Genomic DNA, 23,236 nt, shown 5'->3' with positions numbered 1-23,236 from the left:
TCGGGTGTAATCCTCCGGTGTCCGACAGCGACCTCGACACGCTCATACTGGACCGTTCCATGTAGGTCTGCGACCCGCCTAAACTCCAGGCTTGGGGTCCCTGGTTCTCCGTGATCCAGGGGCGTGAGACGTCTACGAACGGTGTCCCGCGTTATCACAACGTGTGCTCGGATCACCGGCCCTCTGCTCCGGAGCATCCTGGACAGGAATAGGCTTCCGGCATGACTTCCAAGGTGACCGTGGGCGAGTGGAGCCCCCTGGCGGGTGCGATCCCTGAGGTTGTCGATCCCGGCTAGGTCTATGTGATCCCGATTCGCACGGCGGTTCCCACCGGCGATGATGCCGATGGAGAACTGCGCTACACGGACAACGTCCGATATCTCCCGAAGGCTGCGCGCGCCGCTGACCTCCCCGTCGAGTTCTCGATGCCCGAGGGCTCGCGCAAGTACTTGTCCGAGTTCAGCATCGACCCTGAGATGTGGTCCCTGGGCCTGGCCTGCCTCACCGTGGCGAGCGACTGGCTGATCCTCACGGTGTCGCTGTTCATCGCCCATCGGTCCGACACCCAGGGGTGGACGCCGGAAGAGGCAAAGAAGTTGCCGCTGAAGGTCCGAGTGGCGGAGACAGAGACCGGCCTCAACTACGAGATCGAGGGTGAGGGCGAAGATGTGCTCGGTGCCCTGCGCGAGTTGAACGAGTCAGCCAAGAGGCGGAAGAAGAACGGAAAGAAGAACCGTGGCTGATGGCGGACCACACTTCAAGACGGTCCTGATGCAGTGGGGACCGATCCCACCATCGGGCGGGCCGAACCGAGAGCGGTACCTCGACCACAAGGGGCGAGAGTCGCTGCGGGGATTTTCTGACGAGTACGAGGCGGTGCTCGTCATCCTCGGCGATCGTGCAGCGGACATGCCCGCACTGGATTTCAAGCTGGTGGAGGAGGACGAGGGCGCGGCGCGCGCGATCCAGCGGCAGAAGCGCAGCGAGTGGATACAGTTCCGATCGACCATCGACCAGGCGACGCTCGACGCTATCGCGCCTCGTATCAAGAAGGCGACCACTTCGGCGGTGGCAGCTTTGAACTACCTCGAAGACCACGAACTGAAGGAGGACGCGCACCGGGCGATCCATAGGGCCGCGTTCGTGAAGCGGGGCCTTTTCGGCTGTCCCATCGTCTTGCGTGACGGCGCGTACTGGGAGGACTGCGCGATCAATATCTCGCACCTGCGCATGGGGCTGTCCGTTGGCTTGGTCAGCGACTTTGCTTGCTCGATCTGCGCTCGCCTGGTGGAGGACTGCGATCACCAGATGGGCGAGCCGTACCCGAAGGTGGCGGAGCGTGATAGCGGCGAGTGCTCGATCTGTGAGGGCACCGAGTGCGAGCACATCATGGGGCAGTCATATCTCGCCGTCGCGTACGCGAGTGCGATCAACGCCGTGGCGCATGAGGCTTCGTTTGTGGCGCGGCCTCGGTATCCGCAAGCGCGCATCGTTGAAATGATCAGGGACCTCGGAGAGACGGGTAACGATCCTTGTGTCCGCGCAGCCGCTGAGCAGGGCATCCTCAACTGCGACGCAGACCTCGGACCCTGCAAGGGCTTCAATGAAATGAAAACTGGCAGATCGGGATCGGGACCGATCGCGACCCGCCAGACGAGTCCGTCGAGCAGATCGAGATGTTCTAGGAGTCCATTCGACCGGCTCGATCGCCGCCTGGCGCGTTCGGGGTGGGGCGTCGTTCGGCTCCCTGCCACGTTCTTTGTCGGCGTTGTGCCGGGTCAAGGCTGGCGCTTGCGCCATCACGCAGTGACGCGGAGCGGCCTTGACGTGGTGCCGCGTCGATAAAGATCCTCCGAGAGCCGGACGTCGTTCCAGTGGTGAGGGGTCGATGTCAGTGATGACAGCTACCTTGTCGTCATGGTCGAGCAGTGGGATATCGCGCTTGGAACGATCACCACGCGCGCTGAGGTAGCTGAACGCTTCGGCGGTTCAACTCGGAACGGGATCTCGTCCTCGGCGTCGACGCCGAACGTGATGATCTACAGCGACCCGGAGGTGGGTCGTCGCCACGGCTACAACTTCGATGGGTGGGCGGACGACGGTGCGTTCTACTACACCGGTGACGGCCAGCTTGGGGATCAAAATTTCGTGTCGGGCAACAAGGCGATCATGAACCACACCGCCCGTGGGATGACGCTCCGCGTTTTCGAAGCGGTGCCGGGTGTCTCGCAGAAGGGTGGCAAGCCGCAGCGGTACCTCGGCTCGTTCCGCGTAGACCCTGGCGCACCCTGGCGTCGCGAGGAAGCACGGGACCGCAAGGGCGAGCTCCGGACGGTCCTGGTATTCCGACTGCTCCCGATAGACGCAGAGACGCCGACTGACGTCGAAATCTTGTCGGGCACACCCGCGACGGCGCCGGCGCAAGAGTTCCTGCCGCCAGAGAACAACGTAGTGAAGGAGCTCGACGTGGCGGCCCGGAAGGGCTCGACCGCGCAGCGTCGCGAGGCCGAGCTGATGAACGAATTTGAGGACTTCCTGCTTGCACGTGAACACAAAGTCGGTCGCCTGCAACTCGCGGTACCGGGCGTCGAGCGTGCGGCTGCTGACGGACACGTTCGACTCATCCAGCGGTGTGCTCTACGAGGTCAAGGCCAGCAGCACCCGCAACGTGGTGCGGCTCGCGATCGGGCAGCTCTTGGACTACCGGCGCTTCACCGACGACGTTGCCCACTGCACGGTCGTGCTGCCGGTTCTCCCCGTTCCGGACCTCGTCGAGCTCGTGCACAGCGTCGGCTTCGAGCTCGTCACATGGGAGAACGGGAGCTTCGTTCGCGTTACGGCTACGGGCACAGCTGACCTTAGGTAATGCTCAAGCCAGCACCGTCGTCAGGTCGACGGCGTGCACGCTCGTGGTCGCATGGCGCTTGTCAGAGGCGGCCACCGCCAAGTGACCACAGTGGAGGGCTAGTTCACCGCTCGCGGTGAGAGCCGGCTGGTGATCCACGCCCAAGTGGCCCACGTATTCGATAGAGCAGGCGAGCTGGGCGTGCCGTAGACGAGTACCCAAGGCCACGAAGGTCAAATCCACTCTTTCTGTAGACAAGGGATCTGATCCACGCCACCATCCAACGGTGCATCGGCGACTACAGGAGGAGATCGAGCTCGCACTGGAGCGCTCTTTGGCACGTCAACGCTGGCGTGTCGATGGTGCGAAGGTCGTCATGATTTTCGCTGCGGCTGCGGCCGCGAGCCTCGTGGGTCCGGCCCTACAGAGCGAAGGTGCTACCCGTCTGACCACCTGGTCGTCGATCATGCTCGCCCTGGCCACCCTTGGCCTTCTAGTAGCGATCGTGGCGGACCGAATTCGTGACCCGGACGTGACGGAGGCGCTTGCCGACGCCAAGTTGCACGGCTGGAGCGACCAAGAGACCGCCGACGAGCTCTTCCGCCGGCTCTACAAGTCGGTTACGTTCAATGAATCGGTGGTCAGCATCGTGCTCTGGGTGAGCTTCGCCCAGGTGGCGCTATCGGCTATCTCGGGCACGCTGGCCGTCCTTGCGATGCTGACGGACGCCTCGGGGGGATGATGCAACACGGACTGAGAGTGACGGGCTGGGGCCGGTTCGGCTTTCCAGGCGAACGCAAGCGCCTTGCGCGCGCAGTAGAGCGCGTGGACGAGGTGCTCGATCAGTGGGCAACCACGAACGACCGAACTGACACTAGCGACGGAGATGAGTCTGCGCCCCGCGAGCAGGTAGACGCCCCGCCTGCTGGCGACACTGACGACGACCAGACTGGCGCGAAACCTCAATCGCTCGGACAGACCTTGGCCGAATTGGTGAAGGAGCGCGAAGCGACTGGTGGTCCCCTGCCCCACACCCCTACGACCTTCTTGTCGCACCATGTTCGGCCCTTGGACGATCGCCCGAACATTCGCTGGCTGGTGCCTGGCCGGGGTATGCCCGAATCCTCGGAGGTGCGGCATTCCAGCACCCCGAAACACCCCCAGCCGCTGTTTCCCAGCGCGCCGGAATTCTCGGAGCTATGGCTTCCCGGCGTGTCGGGATTCTCGGACTTGTTGCGTCGTTGCGCGCCAAGGTTCTCTGAGTTGTGGCGTTCCAGCACGCTGGGATTTTCGGAGTTGTGGCGTACCAGCACGCCAGGGGCCCTCGACCTGTGGCAGCCCCGCACGCCGAGCATCTCGGTGATCGTGATAATGGATTCCAGCGGGTCGGAATCTGAGGAGTCAGACACGCCCGCCCCACCAGCAACTGCGCGCGACATCCCTTCTGACAAATCAGAAGCACGTTGAGCCGATTGGCGCCGGGGTGCGGCGGGGGTGCGCGGCGGGTGCGCAGCGACCACAGCGCGGGGGACCCCGAAGCGGCGCCCTTGATCTTATAGAGGTCGATTCGGCAGTCCGGTTCGTAGGGCAGTCGCAGGACGGGCTTGCGTCGAGGGCACATGTGCCCCTGAGCCACGAAGCTGCCCGTCGCTTGTCCTTGTGACGGAGTTGATTCACCCGTGCATCGCCCGCAACCGTGGACAAGTATCTCAAGGTGCGTGTCAGAATCCGGTGTGACAAGACTCCGCGCGAGGTCCACCTAGCGGCCACGCGGTCGTGGTCATGTTGCTGTGGTTCGAGTCCGGAGATGAGATCTTGCCACCTGAAGTCGGTCGAGTAGAAGCTGTGGTCCAGGACTTGTCAGTTTCCGCTTGCCTGCTGGCTGAAGGAGGTGACCAGGACGGCGTGAGCGAGGCCGTACCCTCCGGCTGCAGACCTGCCGACATGCGGAACCTGGCGGAGGTCGGCTATTGCGCTCACCGATCGCGGCGGGAAGCGTACGTTCCGAAAGGGACGTTCCACCCCAGAATCGACGCACATGCATTGACTTCCTTCAAGAGTGAGCTTAGGAGCCTAGATTGTCGTCTGCGAGTTCGGAACTCATACCGATCAAGTCCACCACGCGCACGGTTCAAGATTGCTTTCGGACCTGTCTGTACGTGGTGCCCGATTTTCAGCGGCCTTATAGCTGGGATGTCGACGAGCTCCAAGATTACTGGGATGACGTCGTTCTCGCTCGAGGTGACTTCTTCTTTGGGTCCACTGTTACATGGGAGAGTCAGTCTCGCGATCTTTTCAACAACTCGTACTCGATTATTGATGGTCAGCAACGTCTGACCACGAGTGCCATCGTCCTTTCGGTGATCAGGGACTCATTCAACGCGCTGGCGGAAAGCCTCGAGAATGCAGGCGATCTCGAAAGCCTCGAAGGCGTTGCTGAACTCCAAGAGCAGGCGCGGTCTCAGGCATCCAATACGCAGAACTACTTGATAGCAGTTGACGATGATGGCAATAGATACCCTGTGATCGAGCGGGACGAGCCAAATTTCAAAGAGGTTGTGCAGAACCCGAGCGCCATCCCCTCAGGCAAGGAATGGAATGGCAGTGCTCGCCAAATCGGTGTAGCGCGAGCCTTCTTCGAGACGAGAGTCCAAAAAGCCCTAGCCGGCAAGTCTCCCGTTGAGACAATTGGATCGTTGCGGGAGATCCGAAACAATGTCTTAAAGGCCCGCCTAATCCAGGTCGAACTCACCTCCGAGGAGGACGGCTTCCTGATCTTCGAGACCCTTAATACAAGAGGGGCTGATCTGCGGCTAGCCGATCTGGTAAAGAACCTGCTAGTGCGCGGTGGAGCAACGGAGGCGCTGAACAGGAAGACCATCGCGGAGCGTTGGGATCGCATGGTCGACAGAGTTCAAAAGGCTGTTGGATCCATGGATGCCGTCGACCAGTTTATGTGGCAATCGTGGAATTCCCGGCGTCCAGCGGTGACTGAAGCAAAGCTCTACAAGGAGATTTTTGAGCTGATCAAAGGCGATGCCGGGCGCCACCTCGCCTACCTGGAGGAGCTTGAGTTTGATTCTGTCACCTATCAATGTCTTGAGGACGTAGACCTCGTTATTGACCCGAGTGCCTTGACGGCTAAGAGTGCGCTAAGAGTTCCCGAAGTCGTGGATTCTATTAGAGCTTTAGCGCTTTTCAACGTATCGGTCGCCAACTCAGCGCTACTGGCCGTCGTGCGAAAGTACGAGAAGAGCACGCTGATGCGAAGAAAAGATCTCGTCGGCGCCTGCCGAGCGATCGAGAACTTTCACTTTCAGTTTACAGCCCTAAAAAATAGCGGTTCGACCGGTGGTACGCGGAGTCGCTATAATCGTTTCGCGGCCGAACTCGAGCGTGCGTCTTCGAAGCTTGCAGTGCAATCTTCAATCAAGTCCCTCAAGGAGAGGCTGGCTGGAAGCCTGCCTGCCAGCAGCGATGCTGAGGAGGCCTTTGCGCGATTGTTCTACGCCCCTAAGGTGCGCTTGAACAGCGCGCAAAAACTTCGTTCGCGCAAGCACTTTATCGCATACGTCCTACTACGGTTCGCTCAGGGCAATAACGCACTTCCTGCCGGTCAGAGCTTGGCCGCGTGGACCATTGAGCACATACGGCCTCAGAGTCAGGCTTCTGGCGAGATTGGTGCTCTGGAATACTCGATCGGAAATCTAGTTCTATTGACGAGTGGAGCCAATGGAAATCTCGGGGACGGCGACCTCGCGGAAAAGAGGGCTGGCCTCAGGGCATATGTTCCGTGGAAAGACGACGAATTATCAACGTGGCTCGAAGATGACACGAAGGTGGAGCTGCTATCCAACGACATCACCGCCCGTGCTGAACTGCTGGCGGGCCTTGCTGTAAAGAGCGTATGGGCGGTAGGTGTTTAGCTACTCGCAATCGCGAGTGCTCCGACCTCTGCTTGTCCGGGCTTGTGTCAAACCGCTACAGGAATTCTTGGTGTATTCGGTAGCGGCCATCTGTTGGGCAACTAGGTCGCAATTGGAGGGGCGCTGTGGGGGTTTGCTGTGTCGAGCAAGTCGGCTCCCTCGTCTGCACTTCGAGCGATAGGAGGAGCGGCGGCGCTTACCGAAATGATCCAGCTGGTGCCGGAGTGGCTCGGGTCATCTCGGCACGACGTACACGGCGGCAGGTTCAGTCAGGCCATCGCCGTAGTGGTGCGTGAGGTCTGCGATCCGTCGGGCTCCGAGGCTTTCGTAGAGCCGGATGGCGGCCTGGTCCTTGAGCATGACGTCGAACGCGACGGAGAGCCCATTCGTCTGAGCAAACTCGAACGCCGCTTCCATGAGGAGCCGGCCGGCTCCGGTACCCCGGTGGTCGGGATGCACGAACAGTCGCGCCGGGATGGTCAATCGGTCGATGTCGCCGCCGTTGTGGTCGTGCCAGGTTCGTGCAGCGTCGTCGTCGGATGTGGCGCGAGTGAGGGTGACCTGCCCGATGGGGAGACCATCTTCCAAAGCCGTCCAACTCTGCAGCTCGCGGTCGTGGCGTAGCCACCCTTCGAGGTCCGCGACGCCTTCGACGGGGTAGCCATCCTGCGCATGTACTCGGACCAGTGCGGCGGCGAGGGCGGGGAGGTTGTCGTCGCGTCGAGGGCGGATCGTCAGGCTCATCAGTAGTCCACGGGCATGTCGTAGTCGAGTGCTGAGTAGTCGGCGCGCATGCAGAAGTTCGTTACCTCGAACGGCTGCTTGTCGGCGGTCATGCCGGTGTGCCACAGATCGATCATGGGCACGCCCGTGGGCAATTCGAGCCCCTCGGCCTCTTCCCGGGTGGCGGGTCGCGCCGTGATCTCCTCCCGGATGCTGGCGATGGTGTATCCGAGGTCTTCGAGGTGCCCGTAGAGAGCGCGCTTCCCGAGATTCTCGGCTTTCGCGAGGGCAGTGCCTTCGGCGATGGACCAGGGAATGAACGTGATGCCGATTCTGACCGGAACCGGCCTGCTCTTGCCTGCCGCCCTCGGCCTGGCCCTCCTGCCCCGGGCAGGTGGTTCCCAGTGACACGCGCTGATGACCTGGCCATCGCCGCCGACTACCTGATTCAGGCCGTGAACGCGTTGGCCCGTGCGGCGCGGGTCCTGAACAGCACAGGAGCGCTCGGCGCGGCCGATCGATCCAGGGCATGCATGACCTGGCCAAGCCGCTACCGGAAGACATCCGCCGTGCGGCCCGTGCCGCGCACCGCGTCGAGCGGCCCGAGTTCTACGACGCGCGTGGTCGATGGGTCGGCCGGCCGGCCGGCAACGGAGGTCGGAGCTGATGCCGAAGCGGTGGGCGTACACGGGCCCGACCGATCCCGGGATGGATGAGGCAGCCCGATGTTCGGCATAGCCCAGCCAACCGAGCGGCAGCTTACGACTTTCATCAGAAATATTTATGCCGTTCTGCTGACCCGAGGTATTCGGGGCACGTACGTCTACGTGTGCGACCCAGTACTCCGTGAGCGACTACGGCCGTATTTTTCCGGTGTGGTCGACTCATGACGAGTACGCGGCACGAGCGATCTGGCGGTGCTGAGCGTAGGTGACGGTCCAGGAGCTGCCAGACGAGGGGGGGAGTAGGCGCAGTTCGTTTGCTTAGCGGCTCTGGTACCGAGCCGCGCATTGCGCGATGATCCGGCGTTTCCGCACCAGGAGCGAGGAGCGGTGGGTTCGACGGTTGGGGCCGGCTTGCGGCACCACTGACCGGCGCTGACGGCGGAAGGTTCTTGGCCGAACCGGGCTGGGGCCGAGTCGCGCACCCCACGACAACTCACCCATACGATCCGCCGCGTGTTCCTGTGAGCGGAGGTAGTGTCTCTCCTGGCCACGAGTCTCTTCTGCCAGCTGTGAGCAGCAGCCGGCGGCTGGACGGCCTGCCGACCACCATCCCCAGATTTCCGTGAGGTCCCGCGTCGATGCTTCCCGACTCGCACTGGTTTGTCATGGGCGAGCCCGCGTCGCCAGCGGAGGCGGAGGCTCTGGCACGGTTCCGCGAGGTCGTCCCGCACGACGGGATCAACACCGGGTGGGCGAACCTCACGTTCATCGACGAGGGCGGGCGTACGGCGGAGATCGACGTCCTGCTGCTCACCCGCTTCGGCTTCTTCCTGGCGGAGCTCAAGGGCTGGCACGGCACGATCCGAGGCACGACGCAGACCTGGTATCAGAACAGGCGCAGCGCAAAGAATCCCTACCTGGTCACCGACCTGAAGGCGAGGAAGTTGCGGTCGGTGCTGCTCCGCTATGCGAAGAACAAGGCACAGGCCGAGGCCGTCCCGTTCCACGAAGCGATAGTGGTGCTGCACGGAGATGGCAGCCAGGTCGACCTGCCTGGGCAGGCTCGCGAGCACGTCTACTCCCTGGACGGCTACCAGGTCCAGGCAAGGCCGGCGCTGCCGCGGGTGAGTGACATCTTCACCGGCAGCCGCCGCCCGGTCGTCGACCAGACCGCCTACCGACAGATCCGTAGGGTCTGCGATGCGGCGGACTTCCGCCCACGCCCCAAGCAGCGGATGGTCGGCGACTTCGTCGTGACCGACTCCGCCCCGATCGCCGAGGGCCCGGACTGGCAGGACGTCCGGGTCAGCTATCCCGCCGTCCCGGACGTTCCGCGCCGTCTGCGGTTGTTCGATGTCCCGCCGCGTGCCGCTGCGAGCGAGCGGAAGCGCATTGAGCAGCTGGCCCGACGTGAGTTCCAACTGACGCTGGGCGTGGTGCACGAGCGGATCGCGGCCCCGAGCGGCGTGTATGTGACCGACGACGGCCCGGCTCTGGAGTTCAGCCACGACGACGCCGCTCAGCCCTTGGACTCCTATTTGCGGGACGAGGGCGCGGACCTGAGCTTCGACGAACGGATGGCCCTGATCATCCAGCTCGGCGAGACGTTGTCCTACGCGCACCGACGGCACCTGATCCACCGGGCGCTGGCCCCGGCGCGGGTGTGGGTGACGTCGGTGCGACGCGGGCTGCCGAACCTGGTCGTCCGCGACTGGTACTTCGCCCACAAGGAGCGCTCGACGGACGCGACGAGTCGGTGGACCTCGGTCAACGCAGGTGCGGCGGACCTGGGGTCGTCGGGACTCGACGATCAGGCATACCTTGCCCCCGAGGCTCGGCAGGACGCGAAGGGCATGGCCCCGATCCCGCTGGACGTCTACGGGCTCGGGGCTGTGGCGTACCTGATCCTGACGGGCAAGGCACCAGCGACGTCTCCTGTGGACCTGGAAAACCAGCACCAGGCAGCCGGGTGCTTGGACCCGCGCACGGCTGCCCCAGGTATGCCGGACGACATAGCCGACATCGTGGCGTGGGCAACGAGGACCGTCGAGTCCGAGCGGCCGCCTACGATCGACGACACGCTCCAGTTGCTGCGGGACGCGTGGGACGCCGTGCGCCGACCTGACGGCGACGATGCAGAGCCCACTCCAGTGGCGGACCCGGTGGACGCGCAGAACGGCGACATCGTCGCAGATCGTTTCGTCGTGGTCAGCAGGCGCGGCGAAGGGTCTAGTGGTGTCGCGCTAGGAGTACGTGACCACGACGCCGATGATGCGACCCCCGACCGGGTCCTTAAGGTGGCGCGGTCAGACACCGCTGTCCGGACGCTGGAGGCGGAGGCGGAGATCCTCCGGTCGCTTGATCACCGCCGGGTCGTGCGCCTGATCGAGGGGCCGCTCGACGTCGATGGCAGGACGGCCCTGCTCCTTTCCGACGCCGGAAGCAACACCCTCGCCCACCTCATCTCCACCGAGGGCCGGTGCAGCCTCGGCATGCTGGAGAGCCTCGGGGCCGACCTCCTGGAGGCAGCGGCCTACCTCGATTCCCAGGGCCGCTTCCACCGGGACGTTAAGCCGGCGAACATCGGCGTGGCCAGGGACCCGCACAGCAAGCGCAGGTCGCTCGTGCTGTTCGACTTCTCTCTGTCGAAGGAGTCGCTGGAGAAGACCAAGTCGGGAACACCCGGTTACGCGGACCCTTACCTCGGCAGGGGTAAGCGCCAGCGGTACGATCGCGCCGCCGAGCTGTGGAGTGTGTCGGCGACCCTGTACGAGATGGCCACGGGTGAGCAGGTGATCTGGCCCGGCGGCGCGCACACGCCGGCGACCTCGAGCGACAAGCCCGACCTGGACCCAAGCTATTTCGAGACGTCGGTCGCGACCCAGTTCACGGCGCTGTTTCGTCGCGCCCTGCATCCGGACGCCGGCAAGCGGTTCGGGAGCGTGGAGGAGCTCGCGCAGGCATGGAGCGAGATCTTCGCCACCTTGGATGCGGGCAAGGAGGGCGCGGCCGCAAACGACGACCTCGCCACGCAGGCTGGGCTGGACACCCGCCTGGAACAGTCCGGCTTGTCGGCGCGCGCGGTCTCGGGTGTCGCGCGGCTGGGCGTCAAGCTGGACAAGCCGATCGACACGGTGGCCGATCTGCTGGGTATCCACGCGGTCAACGTGAACACCATCCACGGGCTCGGGCAGCAGTACCGCAGGGAGCTGCACCTGCGCATCCGGCAGTGGCGCGAACGGCTGCGGACCGACCATGAGCCCGACGGAGCCGACGTCAAGGGCGTGGAAATCCTGGTGCAGGACCTTCTAACGGACCTGCCAAGCAGGGAACGCACCGTAGTTCAGTATGTGCTGGGGCTCGCCGAGCCGGACCGTCCCGCCCTGTGGTGGCCGTCGACTAGCGATATCAGCGAAGCGCTCGGCCTCGACCGCGGACCGGCCACGAGCGCGGTCGAGGCCGCGGTCACTGCGTGGGGCGAGGCTTCACCCCGGGCGCTGGACACGGTGCGCGAGGAGGTGACCGCGCTCCTGTCCAGGTCGGGACGCGTCATGACGGTGCCGGAGCTGGTTGCTGCCCTGCTCGGCACCCGGGGGTCGCTGCTGAGCGGTGACGCGCGTCTGCGGCATGCGTCCGCGCTGCTGCGCGCGGTCTACGAGCTGGACCTGCGGATGCCGGACAGCGCGTTGGACCTGCGGCGTCGGCGGTCGGACCGGGCTGACCTGATCGCTCTGACCGAGAGCACCGACCCCGAGGGGACGGGCGACGAGTTCCCACCTGCGGACCTGCTCAACGAGCTGGCGGGCGACCTGGGCCAGCGCGCGGACGAGCTCGTCGCGCAGGGCGTGGTGCCGCCGGAGTCCGGGCGACAGTCGCTGCGCGCGGTAGTCGACGACTCTCCCGGTGAGATGTATGGCCTCGTGATCGACGATGCCCGGCTGCTGCACCTGGCCGCGGCCGCGAGTGAGAAGGCCGCGCTCTCCGGGTTCGACGAGCTCTACCCGCGGGACCTGCCTGCACAGACGGCCGTCGAGTACGCGGTGCGCGGCAAGCCGGGCCGCCGCATCAGCGCCGCTCACCTCCGGCGGAGCGTCGAGGCACGGTTCAGCGCGGTGGACCTGCCGGCCTCATCGCGCGGCCTGGACGACCTGGTCGCGAACGTGCTGCCCGGGGTGGTCAATAACGACGGCGTCTACGAGATTGCCACGGCCGCGCGCTCCCGCTCGCACAGTGCCTCCGCTGGAACCCTGGTCGCAGCGACCCCGGTTTCCGAGGTCACCGTCCAGCTGAAGGAGTCGCTGCGTGGTCGTTCCGGCATCACACTGTGCGCTCCACCGCGCCGCTACATGCGCGCTGCCGATGCGTTGGAGAAGGCGTTCGACGTCCGTCGGCTCGACGTGGCTGCCCTCGTCGTCGACGCCACCCGCGAGGTCGCCGCATCGCACGGCATCGACTGGCAGTTCGTGGTCGGCGTCGACGCCGGGCAACGTCCGAGCGCAGACTGGGCGAACCTGACGAGTCTGGTGCAATCGGCTGTCCGCCCGCGCTGGGCCGACCTTCTTGCCGCCGACAGTCCGCTCCTGGTCGTGAACCCCGGTCCGCTGATGCGGTATGGAATGTCAGACCTCCTGGCTACGCTGCTCGATGTCGGCACCGCGCGACCCGCGGCCCGTTGGCTCTTGGTTGCGATGCATGGCGATCACGCCGTACCGATGTTGGAGGGTGATCCGGTGCCACTCGGCCCGAGCCGGTGGATCACCCTGCCGTCAGACCTCTCGTCCCTGTCCGCCGGAGCCTCCTCGTGATCAACTCGTCCGCCCTTCTCACCGACCTGAAGGCCCAGCTCAAGGCTTTGCGTGCTGACCTGACCGAGCGCGCCGAGGACCGAACCAATCCCTGGGGCGCGCGCCTGCGCGCTGAGCACGCCGACGCACGGGATCACCGTCGCACCGCGCGCACCTGGTCGGTATGGCGGGAGGACGAGGTAGAGCAGGCCGCCGTCGCATGGCTGGTCGCCACCGCGTTCCTGCGTTTCTGCGAGGACAACGACCTCCTGGCCGGGGCACGGGCCGACGGCGAGCCGGTGCCGGTCGGTTGGATCGTGGCACCCGCCAGCTTGGTCGCCCGCGACGGCGTTAGGGCCGACGATGATCTGGCCGGGCTGGGTGACGTCAGGGTGGCTCGAGCCGAGGAACACGTCACCGCCTACTTCCGGGCCAACCCCATGCACAACCGGCGCCACTGGATCCAGCAGGGGCTGCGCGTCCTGGCCGACCAGCCGGCCGGGAAGGCCCTGGTCGACCCTGCCCACCATCCCGTGTGGACCGCGGAGATTAGCCCGGAGGCCGCCACCGCGCTGCTGCAGTTCTGGCGCCGCACCGACCCGGCCGGGAACCTGGTCCACGACTTCCGCGATCCCGAGCTCGGCACCCGCTTCCTGGGCGACCTCTACCAGGAGCTCTCCGAGCACGCGAAGAGCACGTACGCGCTGCTGCAGACACCCGAGTTCGTAGAGGAGCTTATCCTCGACCGCACCCTGACGCCGGCCCTGCGGGAGACCAGCCTCGGGGACCTGCGGCTGATCGACCCGACCTGTGGGTCTGGGCACTTCCTGCTCGGCGCGTTCGACCGGCTCATCCGCGCCTGGGCGGCCGAGGCGCCAGGGTTAGACGTCAAGGAACGGGTACGGCGCGCCATGGATGCCGTCCATGGTGTCGACATCAACCCCTTCGCCGTGGCCATTGCCCGGTTCCGGCTCACCGTCGCCGGGCTGCGTGCCATGGGTGAGACGTCCCTCGTCGGCGTGCCTGAGCTCGGCTACCACCTGGCGATCGGCGACTCCTTGCTCGGTGAGCAGGGGCGGCAGGGCAGCACCGACGAGCTAGTGGGTGACTGGCACGAGGGGCAGCTCGACCTGGGCGACACGCTAACCGGTCCGTTCGACGAGGACCCGGCGGGGAATGTGGGCTCGGACGGGTTTGCCTACAGCAACGAGGACCTGGCCGAGTACCACGGCATCCTCCAGCCCGGCCGTTACCACGTCGTCGTCGGTAACCCGCCGTACATCACCGTGAAGGACAAGGCACTCAACAAGGCGTACCGCGACGCATACAAGACCGCCCACCGGCAGTACGCGCTCAGCGTGCCGTTCATGGAGCTCTTCTTCCGCCTTGCGATCCGCGGCGAGCAGGGGCGGCCCGCCGGTCACGTGGGGCAGATCACCGCCAACTCCTTCATGAAGCGCGAGTTCGGCACCAAGCTGGTCGAGGAGTTCTTTGCCGGCTACTACGCCAAGGACGGGCGCCCCGTCGACCTCACCCAGGTCGTCGATACGTCCGGAGCGTTCATCCCCGGGCACGGTACTCCCACCGTGATCATCATTGGTCGCACCCGGCACCGGGTCTCCGACACCGTTCGGGCGGTCCTCGGCGCCCGCGGCGAGCCCGGGCAGCCGGAAAACCCGGCCAAGGGGCGCGTATGGACTGAGATCGTCGAGCACATCGACGACGAGGAGTATGAGGGCACGTACGTCACGGTGACGAGCCTGAAGCGGGAGGTGCTCACCGAGCACCCGCTGTCGCTTTCGGCCGGGAGGTTCGTCAAGGAGGCGATCGACGAAGGCGGGGCGGCTCCACTTTCTGAATCCATCACGGAGATCGGGTTTGGGGGTGTGACGCGTGAAGACGAGGCGTACATGGTCGGTGCTGGAGCTCTCCGGCGGCACGGGGTCTTGGACACGCATCGCAAGCTGTTGGTGGAGGGGGAGTTCCTCCGTGATTTTGGAGGGTCGGGCGATGCCTTGGAGAGCTCTTGGCCGTACGATCCGGGGACATTGACGGCGTGCGCCGACGAGGCCACGCTTCGGCTTCTTTGGCCACTACGCACCCGTCTGAAAAGTCGAGTCGCCTACGGAAAGTCGCAGCTTGAGCGTGGGCTGATGTGGTTCGAGTACTCGATGTTTTTCGAGCGGCGGTATCGGATTCCACTGTCGATCGCGTTCGCGTTCGTGGCCACGCACAACCACTTCGTGTTGGACCGGGGCGGGAAGGTGTTCAACCGTTCAGCTCCGGTGATCAAGCTGCCCGATGGAGCGACCGAGGAGCAGCACCTGGAGCTGTTGGGGGTGCTGAACTCGTCGACGGCGTGCCTGTGGCTGAAGCAGGTGAGCCACGACAAGGGCAGCCAGTCCGGGACGGGTGGCTTTATGCACGACGAGTGGGAAGTGTTCTACGAATTCACGGGCACCAAGCTGAACAAGTTCCCTCTGCCGGCGGAATTCCCGCTCGCCCGGGCACTGTCGCTCGACGCCCTCGCCCAGCAGCTCGCCTCGACTGCGCCCCGCGCCGTCGTCGGGCTATGGCTCGCGGACCACGCGGGCCCGTCACTCGCGGCGATGCTGCGCGACGCCGAACGGCAGTGGCAGGGGACCCGCGCCGCCATGATCTGGCAGCAGGAAGAGCTCGACTGGGAGGTCTACCGGCTCTACGGCCTGACCGACGAAGATCTGGCGGCACCATCGACCGAACCGGGCACGCTTGCACTAGGTGAGCGGGCGTTCGAGATCGTCCTGGCCCGCGAGGTTGCGGCCGGGACCGAGGAGACCGTCTGGTTCAAGCGCCACAGCTCGATGCCCGTCACGGAGATCCCCGAGCGTTTCACTCCCGCCCACCGCGCACGGATGGAGCATCGCCTCCACCTGATCGAGCAGGATCCGACGATCCGCCTCCTGGAGCGCCCGGAGAACAAGCGGCGCTGGGCCACCGAGCCGTGGGCGAAGCTGCAGAACGCGGCGTTGCGCGAGGCGATCCTAGACCGGCTCGAGGAGCCAGGCCTGTGGCAGGACGAGCAGGGGCCGGTCACGCGGAGCGTCGCCGAGCTGGCCGGCCTGCTTCGTAACGACCAGGTGCTGCGGGAGATGTGCCGGGCACTGAGCGGGCTGGCCGACCCGGATCTGGCGAGCGTGCTGGGCCTGCTGGCGGCAGATGAGGCGGTCCCGTTCCTGGCGGCGTACCGGTACAAGCCGTCGGGCCTGGAGAAGTTCCGCGAGTGGCAGCAGGTGTGGGACATACAGCGGCGTGAGGACGCGGGGGAGAAGGTCGTCATCGAGACACCGCCGCGCTACGTGACGGGCGACTTCCGCAAGAATGCATACTGGAGCGCGCGCGGCACCCTCGACATGCCGAAGGAGCGGTTCATCCTGTATCCGGAGACCGACCACGACGGGGATGCGTCGCCTGTGCTCGGTTGGGCCGGCTGGAACCACCGGGACCAGGCGCTGGCCCTCGCGCGGGAGGCTCACCTCCAGCAGGATCGAGGTATCACGGAAGAGGCACTGGTGCCGCTGGTCGCCGGCCTGGTGGAGCTGGAGCCGTGGCTGCGCCAGTGGCACGGTGAGATCGAGGCTGAGTTCGGCCTTAGCGCAGCGGATGTCATCGAGCAGGAGGTCGACGGTCATCTTGTGGGGCTGGGCATGACTCGGGACCAGGTGACGGCGTGGGTACCGGCGGCGAGGAAGCGTGGAAGGAAGGCTGCGAGCTGATGAGTGACCTGTCCCTGCCGCTGCGGGAAGTCATCGACATCCCGGCAGAGGTGCACGTCGACGACTTCGTGATGCGCCTGCACCAGGGCGTGCCGGCCGCGGAGCGTACGCTCGCAGACTACGTGGTGACAGACTCGATCGCGGAGGCGTTCGACGAAGGGCTGAGCCTGGTTGGTTCGGCGCTGTCCAGCGGAGCCTCCAAGGGTGCCTTCATCCACGGGTCGTTCGGTGCCGGTAAGTCGCACTACATGGCGGTGATGCACCTTCTGCTGACAGGGAACGCTACGGCGCGTGCGCTGAAGGGTCTGCAGGGTCCGGTGCAGAAACACCTGGGAGTCCTGGGGCGTAACCTGCTGGCCATCGACTACCACCTGCTCACGGCGACGTCGATCGAGGAGGCGTTGTTCGGCGGGTACCTCAGCACGGTCAAGGAACGCCACCCGGACCAGGCGCCGCCCGTGCTGCACCGGTCGGAGGCGCTCCTGGAGGACGCCGACCGGCTGCGCGCCCGGCTGGAGGACGAGAAGTTCTTCGAGCACTTCGGCGAGGGAACATCCGGCGCTGTCGGGGGCTGGGGGACCTTCGTCGGAGCCGTCACTCCTGAGCAGTACGACGCGGCACGTCACCTGCCGGAGTCGGACTCGGCCCGCCAGCGGCTCGTCGCCGAGCTGATCCGGGTGCACTTCCAGTCCTACGAGTCGACGGGGACGTGGCTGGACATGTCCTCCGGACTCCAGGTCATGACCGAGCACGCGAAGGGGCTCGGCTACGAGGGGATCGTGTTGTTCCTCGACGAGCTGGTGCTGTGGCTGGCTGGGCACCTGCGCGACACCACCTTCCTGCAGTCTGAGACGTCGAAGATCGCCAAGCTGGTCGAGACGGGTACGGGGTTGTTGGCGGTGCCGGTGATCTCGTTCGTGGCGCGGCAGCGCGACCTGAAGGACTTCGTGGGCGGTGGGTCGGTCGGAGCCGAGCAGGTGGCGATCGGCGACAGCTTCCAGTGGTGGGAGGACCGGTTCGACAAGATCACTCTGGCCGCCGCGGACCTACCCCAGATCGTGCACAAGCGGCTGCTGCAGCCGACGAGCGAGGAAGGCCGTGCCGCGCTGCACGCTGCCCTTGCGAAGGTCCGAGCGAACCGGGGTGCGTACGCTCACCTCCTGACCGACGAGGCGAACTCCTCCGCGGTGGACTTCGAGCTCGTGTACCCGTTCTCACCCGCCCTCGTGGACGCGATGATCGGGTTGTCGACGGTGATGCAGCGCGAGCGCACTGCGCTGAAGATCATGAGCCAGCTGCTGTCCGACGGCCGGGACGAGCTGACCGTGGGTGACGTGATCGGTGCTGGTGACCTGGTCGACGCCGCAGTGCTCGACGGAACCAATCCGCAGAGTGCGGCGATGAAGCAGCAATTCGATGCCGCACGGGCCTTCTACACCAACAAGATGCGCCCCTACCTGCTGGACCATCACAGCCTGACTGAGGCCCAGGCGAAGCAGGAGAGTCGGCACAGTGCGTTCCGGCGCGAGGACCGGTTGGCGAAGACGCTGCTGATCGCGGCGCTTGTCCCCGAGGCGAGGTCGTTGCGCAACCTGACGGCCTCAAAGCTGGCCGCCCTGAACTTCGGCTCGGTCCGTTCGATGCTGGCTACCGGCGAGGCCGCGACGGTCGCGGCGTTAGCCCGTGGCTGGGCGGCCGAGTTCAGCGAAGTCACGGTCGGGCCGCAGACCAAGGACCCGGTCATCAGCCTCCAGCTGTCCGGTGTGGACTTCGACGCGTTGCTCGTCTCGGTCCAGAACGAGGACACGGACGCGAGCCGTGTCCGGTTGCTGTGCACCATGCTCGCCGGGGAGATCGGCGCCGTCCGCGCCGAGGGGCAGATGGGACGCGACCACGTGCTGCACCACGTGTGGCGCGGTCAGCGCCGTGAGGTCGACGTGTTCTTCGGCAACATCCGTGACGAGGTGAGCCTGCCGCGCGAGTCGATCCTTGCGGCCGACGGCCTGTGGCGGTTGATCGTGGACGTCCCGTTTGACCCTGAACGGGTGGGCCCGGCCGAAGATGTGCTGCGGATCTCGACGTTGAGGCAGGAGGAGCCTCCGAGCGAGACGATCGCGTGGATCCCGCAGTTCTTCACCCATGCGCGGATGGAGGAGGTAGGCAAGCTCGTCTCGCTCGAGCACCTGCTCCGGCCGCAGTGGTTCGACCAGTACGCCACCGAGCTGCCGTCCGGCGAGCGTGAGCTGGCCCGCCGCCAGCTCACCAACCGGCGGGACGCGCTGCGCGAGCAGATCCGCGCGGCGCTGCGGCAGGCATACGGCATCGACAAGGCCACGGAGGAGAACGTGGCCGACGCGTCTCCTGCGCACCATGTCTTCCACACCCTCGCCAAGGGCTTCACGCCGAACAAGCCGTCGGCGGCCACCTTCCGCGAGACGGCAGCACGTGTGCTCGGCGATGCCCTGACTGCGGCGCATCCCGATCACCCTGAGGTGGCTGACGGGCACGAGGAGGTCCGGCGCGCGGACCTGCAGGCGGTCCTGGAGCTTGCCCGCGAGGCGATGTTGACCGGCGGGCGTATCGAAGCCATCGACCGGCAGCGCGCGACCAAGGTGCGTCGTGTCGTCGCCGGGTACGGCGTCGGCATTTTGAACGAGACCACGTACGTGCTTGCGCCGGTGCACTTCCGGTGGAACGACACGTTTACCAAGGTCAGCCGGACCGGGACGGTGACGGTCGGGAAGCTGCGGCACGAGCTGGCAGGCCTCGGCATGACGCAGGAGGCGCAGGATCTGCTCGTGCTGGCCTGGGCCGCGATGACCGATCGCCAGCTGCTTCGTGGCGGCACAGTGCTGTCGCCGCTCCCCGATGTAGGCCATCTTGCGCCCGACGTCACGCTGGTCGAGCCGGTGCTGCCGAGCCAGGAGGACTGGACGGCAGCCCTGACCGCGGCAAAGGCTCTGTTCGGCATCGGTGCGAACGAGCACCACCTGTCGTCGGCCGCCGTGCAACGGGTGGGACACGCCGTTCGGGAACGGGCACGGCAGCTTGAGGCGGGGACGTCGGCGCTGGTCCATGCACTCGACGCGCACCGTGACGTGCTCACCCTCGATGAGGCCTCCCCGCGTCTGCGCACAGCACGCACGGCCCACGAGCTCACGACCGCGCTGACGGACGCGCGGGACGACGCCGATGCCGTCGATGTGCTCGCAGTGCTTGATCTGCCGGACGAGGTGGGGGCACTGGCTCGTTCGATCGATTCCGCGAGGAAGGTAGCGACCGATCTCGAGAACACGAACTGGGACCTGATCGGGCAGCTTCCGGACCTGGAGGACGATCGCGCTGTCACCGCCGTCGCCCAGCTCCGGGGTGTGGCGGCGAACGAGCAGCTGCACGCTGACATCAAGGCGGCGCTCGATGCGACGACACGGGAGGCGACGGCTGTCCTGGTCTCCCGCAAGCGGGTTTCGGCGGGGCGAGCGTCGTCCGCCACCACGGCGAACGTCGTGCGGCAGCAGGACGAGCAGCGGCGCGCACAGCAGGAAGCGCGCGAGGCGCGGCGTGCACTGGCCCAGGAGCGTCGCCGGGCAGAGGAGGAACGTCGGCAGGCTGTCGAGGCGCGTGCCGAGCTCAAGCGGCTGCGAGAAGCGGCAGCCGAACGTGATCGTCGCGAGAAGGAAGCCCGCGAGCAGGCCGGCCAGGAGCACCAGGTCGTGCTGGCGGACGTCCGCGCGATCGAGCAGCTCGGTCGAGACCTCGCAGACGCGATCAGGTCGCCGCTCGACGGCAAGAAGCTAACTGTCACCTGGCGGTGGCGATGAGCCCACTGCGAGCCATCATGGTCTCGCCGGCGATGGTGCGGCAGAAGGCGGCGGACCTGCTCGAGGCCGACGAACAGGTGCTGCTCCTGCGTGCCCGGCCGGAATGGCCGCACCCCGACATCGATACGAACGGGACCACGGTGCGCGTCATCCCCGGCGTCTCCCAGCTCGGGATCCTGGACGCTATCGCGGGACTGAAGGACGGCGAGAAGGCCGTCGTGTTGACCGACAGATCTGAGCGAGACCTTAGCGATGCCGTCCTGTCTCGGGCTCTACAGCAGCGTCTGCATCTGCCGGACGAATGGGCCGCTGTTCCGCGACTCTTCCCGGGAGCACGTGAGGTGAGCAACGAGCTGCGGCGCCTGGACTGGGCTGCGACTGCACTGCTGGACCACCAGCCACCCGGCGGCTGGCCCCGGTCCCGAGAAACCGCCGTGACCGCGCGCCATGCCATCGGAGCACTGCTCGGGCAGGTCCTCGGACTCGGGGCCACCTACGAACCAGACCCGGTGACGCTGACTGCCGACCTGGGTGAGCCCACCACTCGCGCGGCATGGGCAGGCACGGACGCGGCGCTCCGCAAGCACCTGATCGCCTGGGCCAGGGCCGACGTCGGCGAGGCAGCTGTTTTTGCACTGCAGGTTGCCCAGCAGCAGGAGCACGTCACTCCACTGGCCGTCGGGCTCGCGTTCGACGTGCTGTGGGACGAACACGGGACGGCGCCGGTCGAGGACCAGGTCGCCGCCCGAGTGCGCATGGAGCGATACGTCGACCGGACATCGCTGACACCGGTCGTTGCGCGCGCAGCAGCCGACGTCGCGCGTGCCGCGATCGTGCGGCGTGACGTCGCAGGACTGGATAACGCGGCCAGGGTCGCCATCCAGCAGGCCGAGGCCCTGCTCGACGACGTCGGCTGGGCCGAGGGCGCCAGCCGTTCGATCTTCATGCGTGCGGGGCTGCGGAGGCGGTTGCACGCTCTGAGCGCGGCGCTCGACTCCGGTACCGGCATCGAAGAGGCCCTGCACGACGTGATCGAGCATCACGACACCAGCGAGCGCTACGCCGCACTCCATGCGGTCCGTCTTGCCCGTTGGCTCGCGACGGAGGAGCGGACGACCGGGAGCCTTGCGGCCGACATCCAGAAGCAGATGTCCGACGGCGCCTGGGCCGACTCGGCCATGGGTCTTGTCAGGTCCCACGATCCCGAGCTGGCCGCCGCGTATGGGCGCCTGATCAACCGGGTGCGGGAGCGACGTCGGGCCCGTGACGAAGCCGCCGTCGTACGGCTCAGCGAGGTCGCGTCGACCGTGCCGAGCAGTGCGGAGCTGGGCAGCCTCGCTCTCGGCGTCGAGGGTGTTCTCGAGAGCGTGGTCAAGCCGTGGCGCGCACGGTCTCGAGTGCTGATCGTGGTGCTCGACGGGATGAGCGCGACGATCGCGACCCGTCTGGCAGGAGACATCTCACGGATCGGCCTGACCGAATGGACCCCGGCGTCTGCGCACGGGCGCCTCGGCGCCGTTGCGGCGTTGCCGTCGACCACAGATGTCTCACGCACGTCGCTCTTCTCTGGACGGGTGTGCTCGGGCGACGCTGAGGACGAGCGTCGAGGCCTGTCACGGGCATTTCGAAACGCCCGGCTGTTCCTCAAACGAGGCTTGCGGGGGCAGGCCGGCGCGGCGCTGCCGAACGACGTCGTCGACGCGATCTCCAGCGCGCACGTGCCCGTGGTCGGTGCCGTGATCAATGCGATCGACGACACGGTGCACAAGAACGATGTCTCGGACCAGGATTGGACGCTGGAACGTCTGACGCCGCTGCGGGCCCTGCTCGACGCCGCGGCGAACGCAGGGCGGGTGGTTGTCCTGACCTCCGACCACGGGCATGTCGTCGAACGGGACAGCACTCCGCTCGATGCCGTGGACGCCGACTCCAGATGGCGTTCGGTAGGCAGCGGATCTGTTCGATCCGGAGAGGTCGAGGTGCGCGGCCCGCGAGTCGTGACGTCGTCGGGTGATGCAGTTCTGTTGTGGCGCGAAGACCTCCGCTACGGCCCTGTCCGGGCTGGCTACCACGGCGGTGCGAGCCTGGCGGAGCTGACAGTGCCCGTGCTCGTCTTCCAGTCGGCGATGGAACGCAAGGGTATCGATGGCTGGGGGCCGGCGACACCCTCCGTCCCCAGCTGGTGGCACGACCCGGTCGAGCCCGCCGTCGCGACGCCCGCCTCGGATGCCAGCCCGGGTGCTCTAGCGAAACCGAAGCGTAAAGCTGCGCCTGAACTGGACGGTACTGGCCAGGGGGCTCTGTTCGACCAGGCAGATGTGAGGCACGAGCCCGTGCTGAGTACTGGGCCGGATGCGTTGACTGGAACGCGTCCCGAGTGGATCGACGCATTCCTGACCTCCCGCGCCTACACCGGCTGGAAGGCACTTGTGAAGACAGAGGTGACCGACGCCGTCGTCGGCGAAGTGCTCGGCTGCCTGGCTCTGCGCAACGGGCGTGCGCATCGTGATACGGTCGCCGCCGCCGCAGGGATTGCCGCGTCCGAGCTCAACGCTACGATCACGGCAGTCGGCCGCACCCTCAACATCGACGGCTACGCGGTTCTGGCACTGGACGATGGCGGAACGACCGTACGGCTTGACGAAGGACTGCTCAGAGACCAGTTCGGGATCGGTTGACCGAGACCACCATGGATCGAAGCCCGGTGATCAGGAGGC

At 66.0% G+C, this 23,236-nt stretch carries 13 protein-coding genes; 10 read left to right on the top strand and 3 right to left on the bottom strand.

Annotated elements, in window-relative coordinates:
• Positions 1-302 precede the first annotated feature (302 nt).
• The 4 genes from AB0I29_RS02695 to AB0I29_RS02680 all read left to right on the top strand — a co-directional run bounded on the left by AB0I29_RS02695 (position 303) and on the right by AB0I29_RS02680 (position 3,587).
• Positions 303-743: a hypothetical protein gene (locus tag AB0I29_RS02695; RefSeq protein WP_357477725.1), complete on the top strand. Its 441-nt coding sequence runs from the start codon at positions 303-305 to the stop codon at positions 741-743.
• Entirely contained in the window at positions 736-1,845 is a 1,110-nt protein-coding gene (locus AB0I29_RS02690) for a hypothetical protein (RefSeq protein WP_357477722.1), read from the top strand. Before AB0I29_RS02695 ends, AB0I29_RS02690 begins: the two co-directional genes overlap by 8 nt.
• 72 nt (positions 1,846-1,917) lie before the next feature.
• The gene (locus tag AB0I29_RS02685; RefSeq protein WP_357477719.1) at positions 1,918-2,856 is read left to right on the top strand and encodes a hypothetical protein; all 939 of its coding nucleotides are present in this window, start codon (positions 1,918-1,920) and stop codon (positions 2,854-2,856) included.
• A 275-nt stretch (positions 2,857-3,131) separates the two neighbouring features.
• Positions 3,132-3,587, top strand: coding sequence for a hypothetical protein (locus tag AB0I29_RS02680; RefSeq protein WP_357477716.1), 456 nt, complete (start codon positions 3,132-3,134; stop codon positions 3,585-3,587).
• 220 nt (positions 3,588-3,807) lie between these two features.
• Here AB0I29_RS02680 and AB0I29_RS02675 read toward each other — a convergent pair whose 3' ends face one another.
• Entirely contained in the window at positions 3,808-4,254 is a 447-nt protein-coding gene (locus AB0I29_RS02675) for a hypothetical protein (RefSeq protein ID WP_357477713.1), read from the bottom strand.
• 669 nt (positions 4,255-4,923) lie between these two features.
• Between AB0I29_RS02675 and AB0I29_RS02670 the strand changes: the two genes are divergently transcribed.
• Positions 4,924-6,771, top strand: coding sequence for a DUF262 domain-containing protein (locus tag AB0I29_RS02670; RefSeq protein WP_357477710.1), 1,848 nt, complete (start codon positions 4,924-4,926; stop codon positions 6,769-6,771).
• A gap of 234 nt (positions 6,772-7,005) precedes the next feature.
• Here the strand turns inward: AB0I29_RS02670 and AB0I29_RS02665 are convergent, their stop codons facing one another.
• Together AB0I29_RS02665 and AB0I29_RS02660 are read right to left on the bottom strand one after the other, a co-directional pair.
• Positions 7,006-7,515, bottom strand: a complete 510-nt coding sequence (locus AB0I29_RS02665; protein ID WP_357477707.1) for a GNAT family N-acetyltransferase — start codon at positions 7,513-7,515, stop codon at positions 7,006-7,008.
• The gene (locus AB0I29_RS02660; RefSeq protein WP_357477704.1) at positions 7,515-8,183 is read right to left on the bottom strand and encodes a UTRA domain-containing protein; all 669 of its coding nucleotides are present in this window, start codon (positions 8,181-8,183) and stop codon (positions 7,515-7,517) included. Before AB0I29_RS02660 ends, AB0I29_RS02665 begins: the two co-directional genes overlap by 1 nt.
• 36 nt (positions 8,184-8,219) lie before the next feature.
• On the opposite strand from AB0I29_RS02660, the gene AB0I29_RS02655 reads away from it, so the two are divergent.
• From AB0I29_RS02655 to pglZ, 5 genes are all read left to right on the top strand, one after another.
• Positions 8,220-8,384 carry a DNA/RNA helicase domain-containing protein gene (locus tag AB0I29_RS02655; protein WP_357477701.1) on the top strand — a complete coding sequence of 55 codons (165 nt, stop codon included), beginning with the start codon at positions 8,220-8,222 and terminating at the stop codon, positions 8,382-8,384.
• A gap of 413 nt (positions 8,385-8,797) precedes the next feature.
• Positions 8,798-12,964, top strand: coding sequence for a BREX system serine/threonine kinase PglW (pglW, locus tag AB0I29_RS02650; RefSeq protein ID WP_357477698.1), 4,167 nt, complete (start codon positions 8,798-8,800; stop codon positions 12,962-12,964).
• The gene (gene pglX, locus AB0I29_RS02645) at positions 12,961-16,698 is read left to right on the top strand and encodes a BREX-2 system adenine-specific DNA-methyltransferase PglX (protein ID WP_357477695.1); all 3,738 of its coding nucleotides are present in this window, start codon (positions 12,961-12,963) and stop codon (positions 16,696-16,698) included. Before pglW ends, pglX begins: the two co-directional genes overlap by 4 nt.
• A complete protein-coding gene (locus tag AB0I29_RS02640; RefSeq protein ID WP_357477693.1) occupies positions 16,653-20,519 on the top strand; it encodes a DUF6079 family protein in 3,867 nt (1,288 codons plus the stop codon). The genes pglX and AB0I29_RS02640 overlap by 46 nt, the downstream gene beginning before the upstream one ends.
• Complete coding sequence (gene pglZ / locus AB0I29_RS02635) at positions 20,516-23,197, top strand: BREX-2 system phosphatase PglZ (protein WP_357477690.1); 2,682 nt, start codon at positions 20,516-20,518, stop codon at positions 23,195-23,197. Before AB0I29_RS02640 ends, pglZ begins: the two co-directional genes overlap by 4 nt.
• Positions 23,198-23,236 lie beyond the last annotated feature (39 nt).

It is taken from the genome of Promicromonospora sp. NPDC050262, from assembly GCF_040655935.1.
Taxonomy (GTDB): Bacteria; Actinomycetota; Actinomycetes; order Actinomycetales; family Cellulomonadaceae; genus Promicromonospora.
This window is presented reverse-complemented; position numbering and strand designations above follow the sequence as displayed.

Excerpts from the sequence above, each read along its gene's own strand:
- AB0I29_RS02685 (WP_357477719.1), top strand. The coding sequence starts at position 1,918 with ATGGTCGAGCAGTGGGATATCGCGCTTGGAACGATCACCACGCGCGCT.
- pglZ (WP_357477690.1), top strand. The coding sequence starts at position 20,516 with ATGAGCCCACTGCGAGCCATCATGGTCTCGCCGGCGATGGTGCGGCAG.
- AB0I29_RS02655 (WP_357477701.1), top strand. The coding sequence starts at position 8,220 with ATGTTCGGCATAGCCCAGCCAACCGAGCGGCAGCTTACGACTTTCATC.
- pglW (WP_357477698.1), top strand. The coding sequence starts at position 8,798 with ATGCTTCCCGACTCGCACTGGTTTGTCATGGGCGAGCCCGCGTCGCCA.
- AB0I29_RS02665 (WP_357477707.1), bottom strand. The coding sequence starts at position 7,515 with ATGAGCCTGACGATCCGCCCTCGACGCGACGACAACCTCCCCGCCCTC.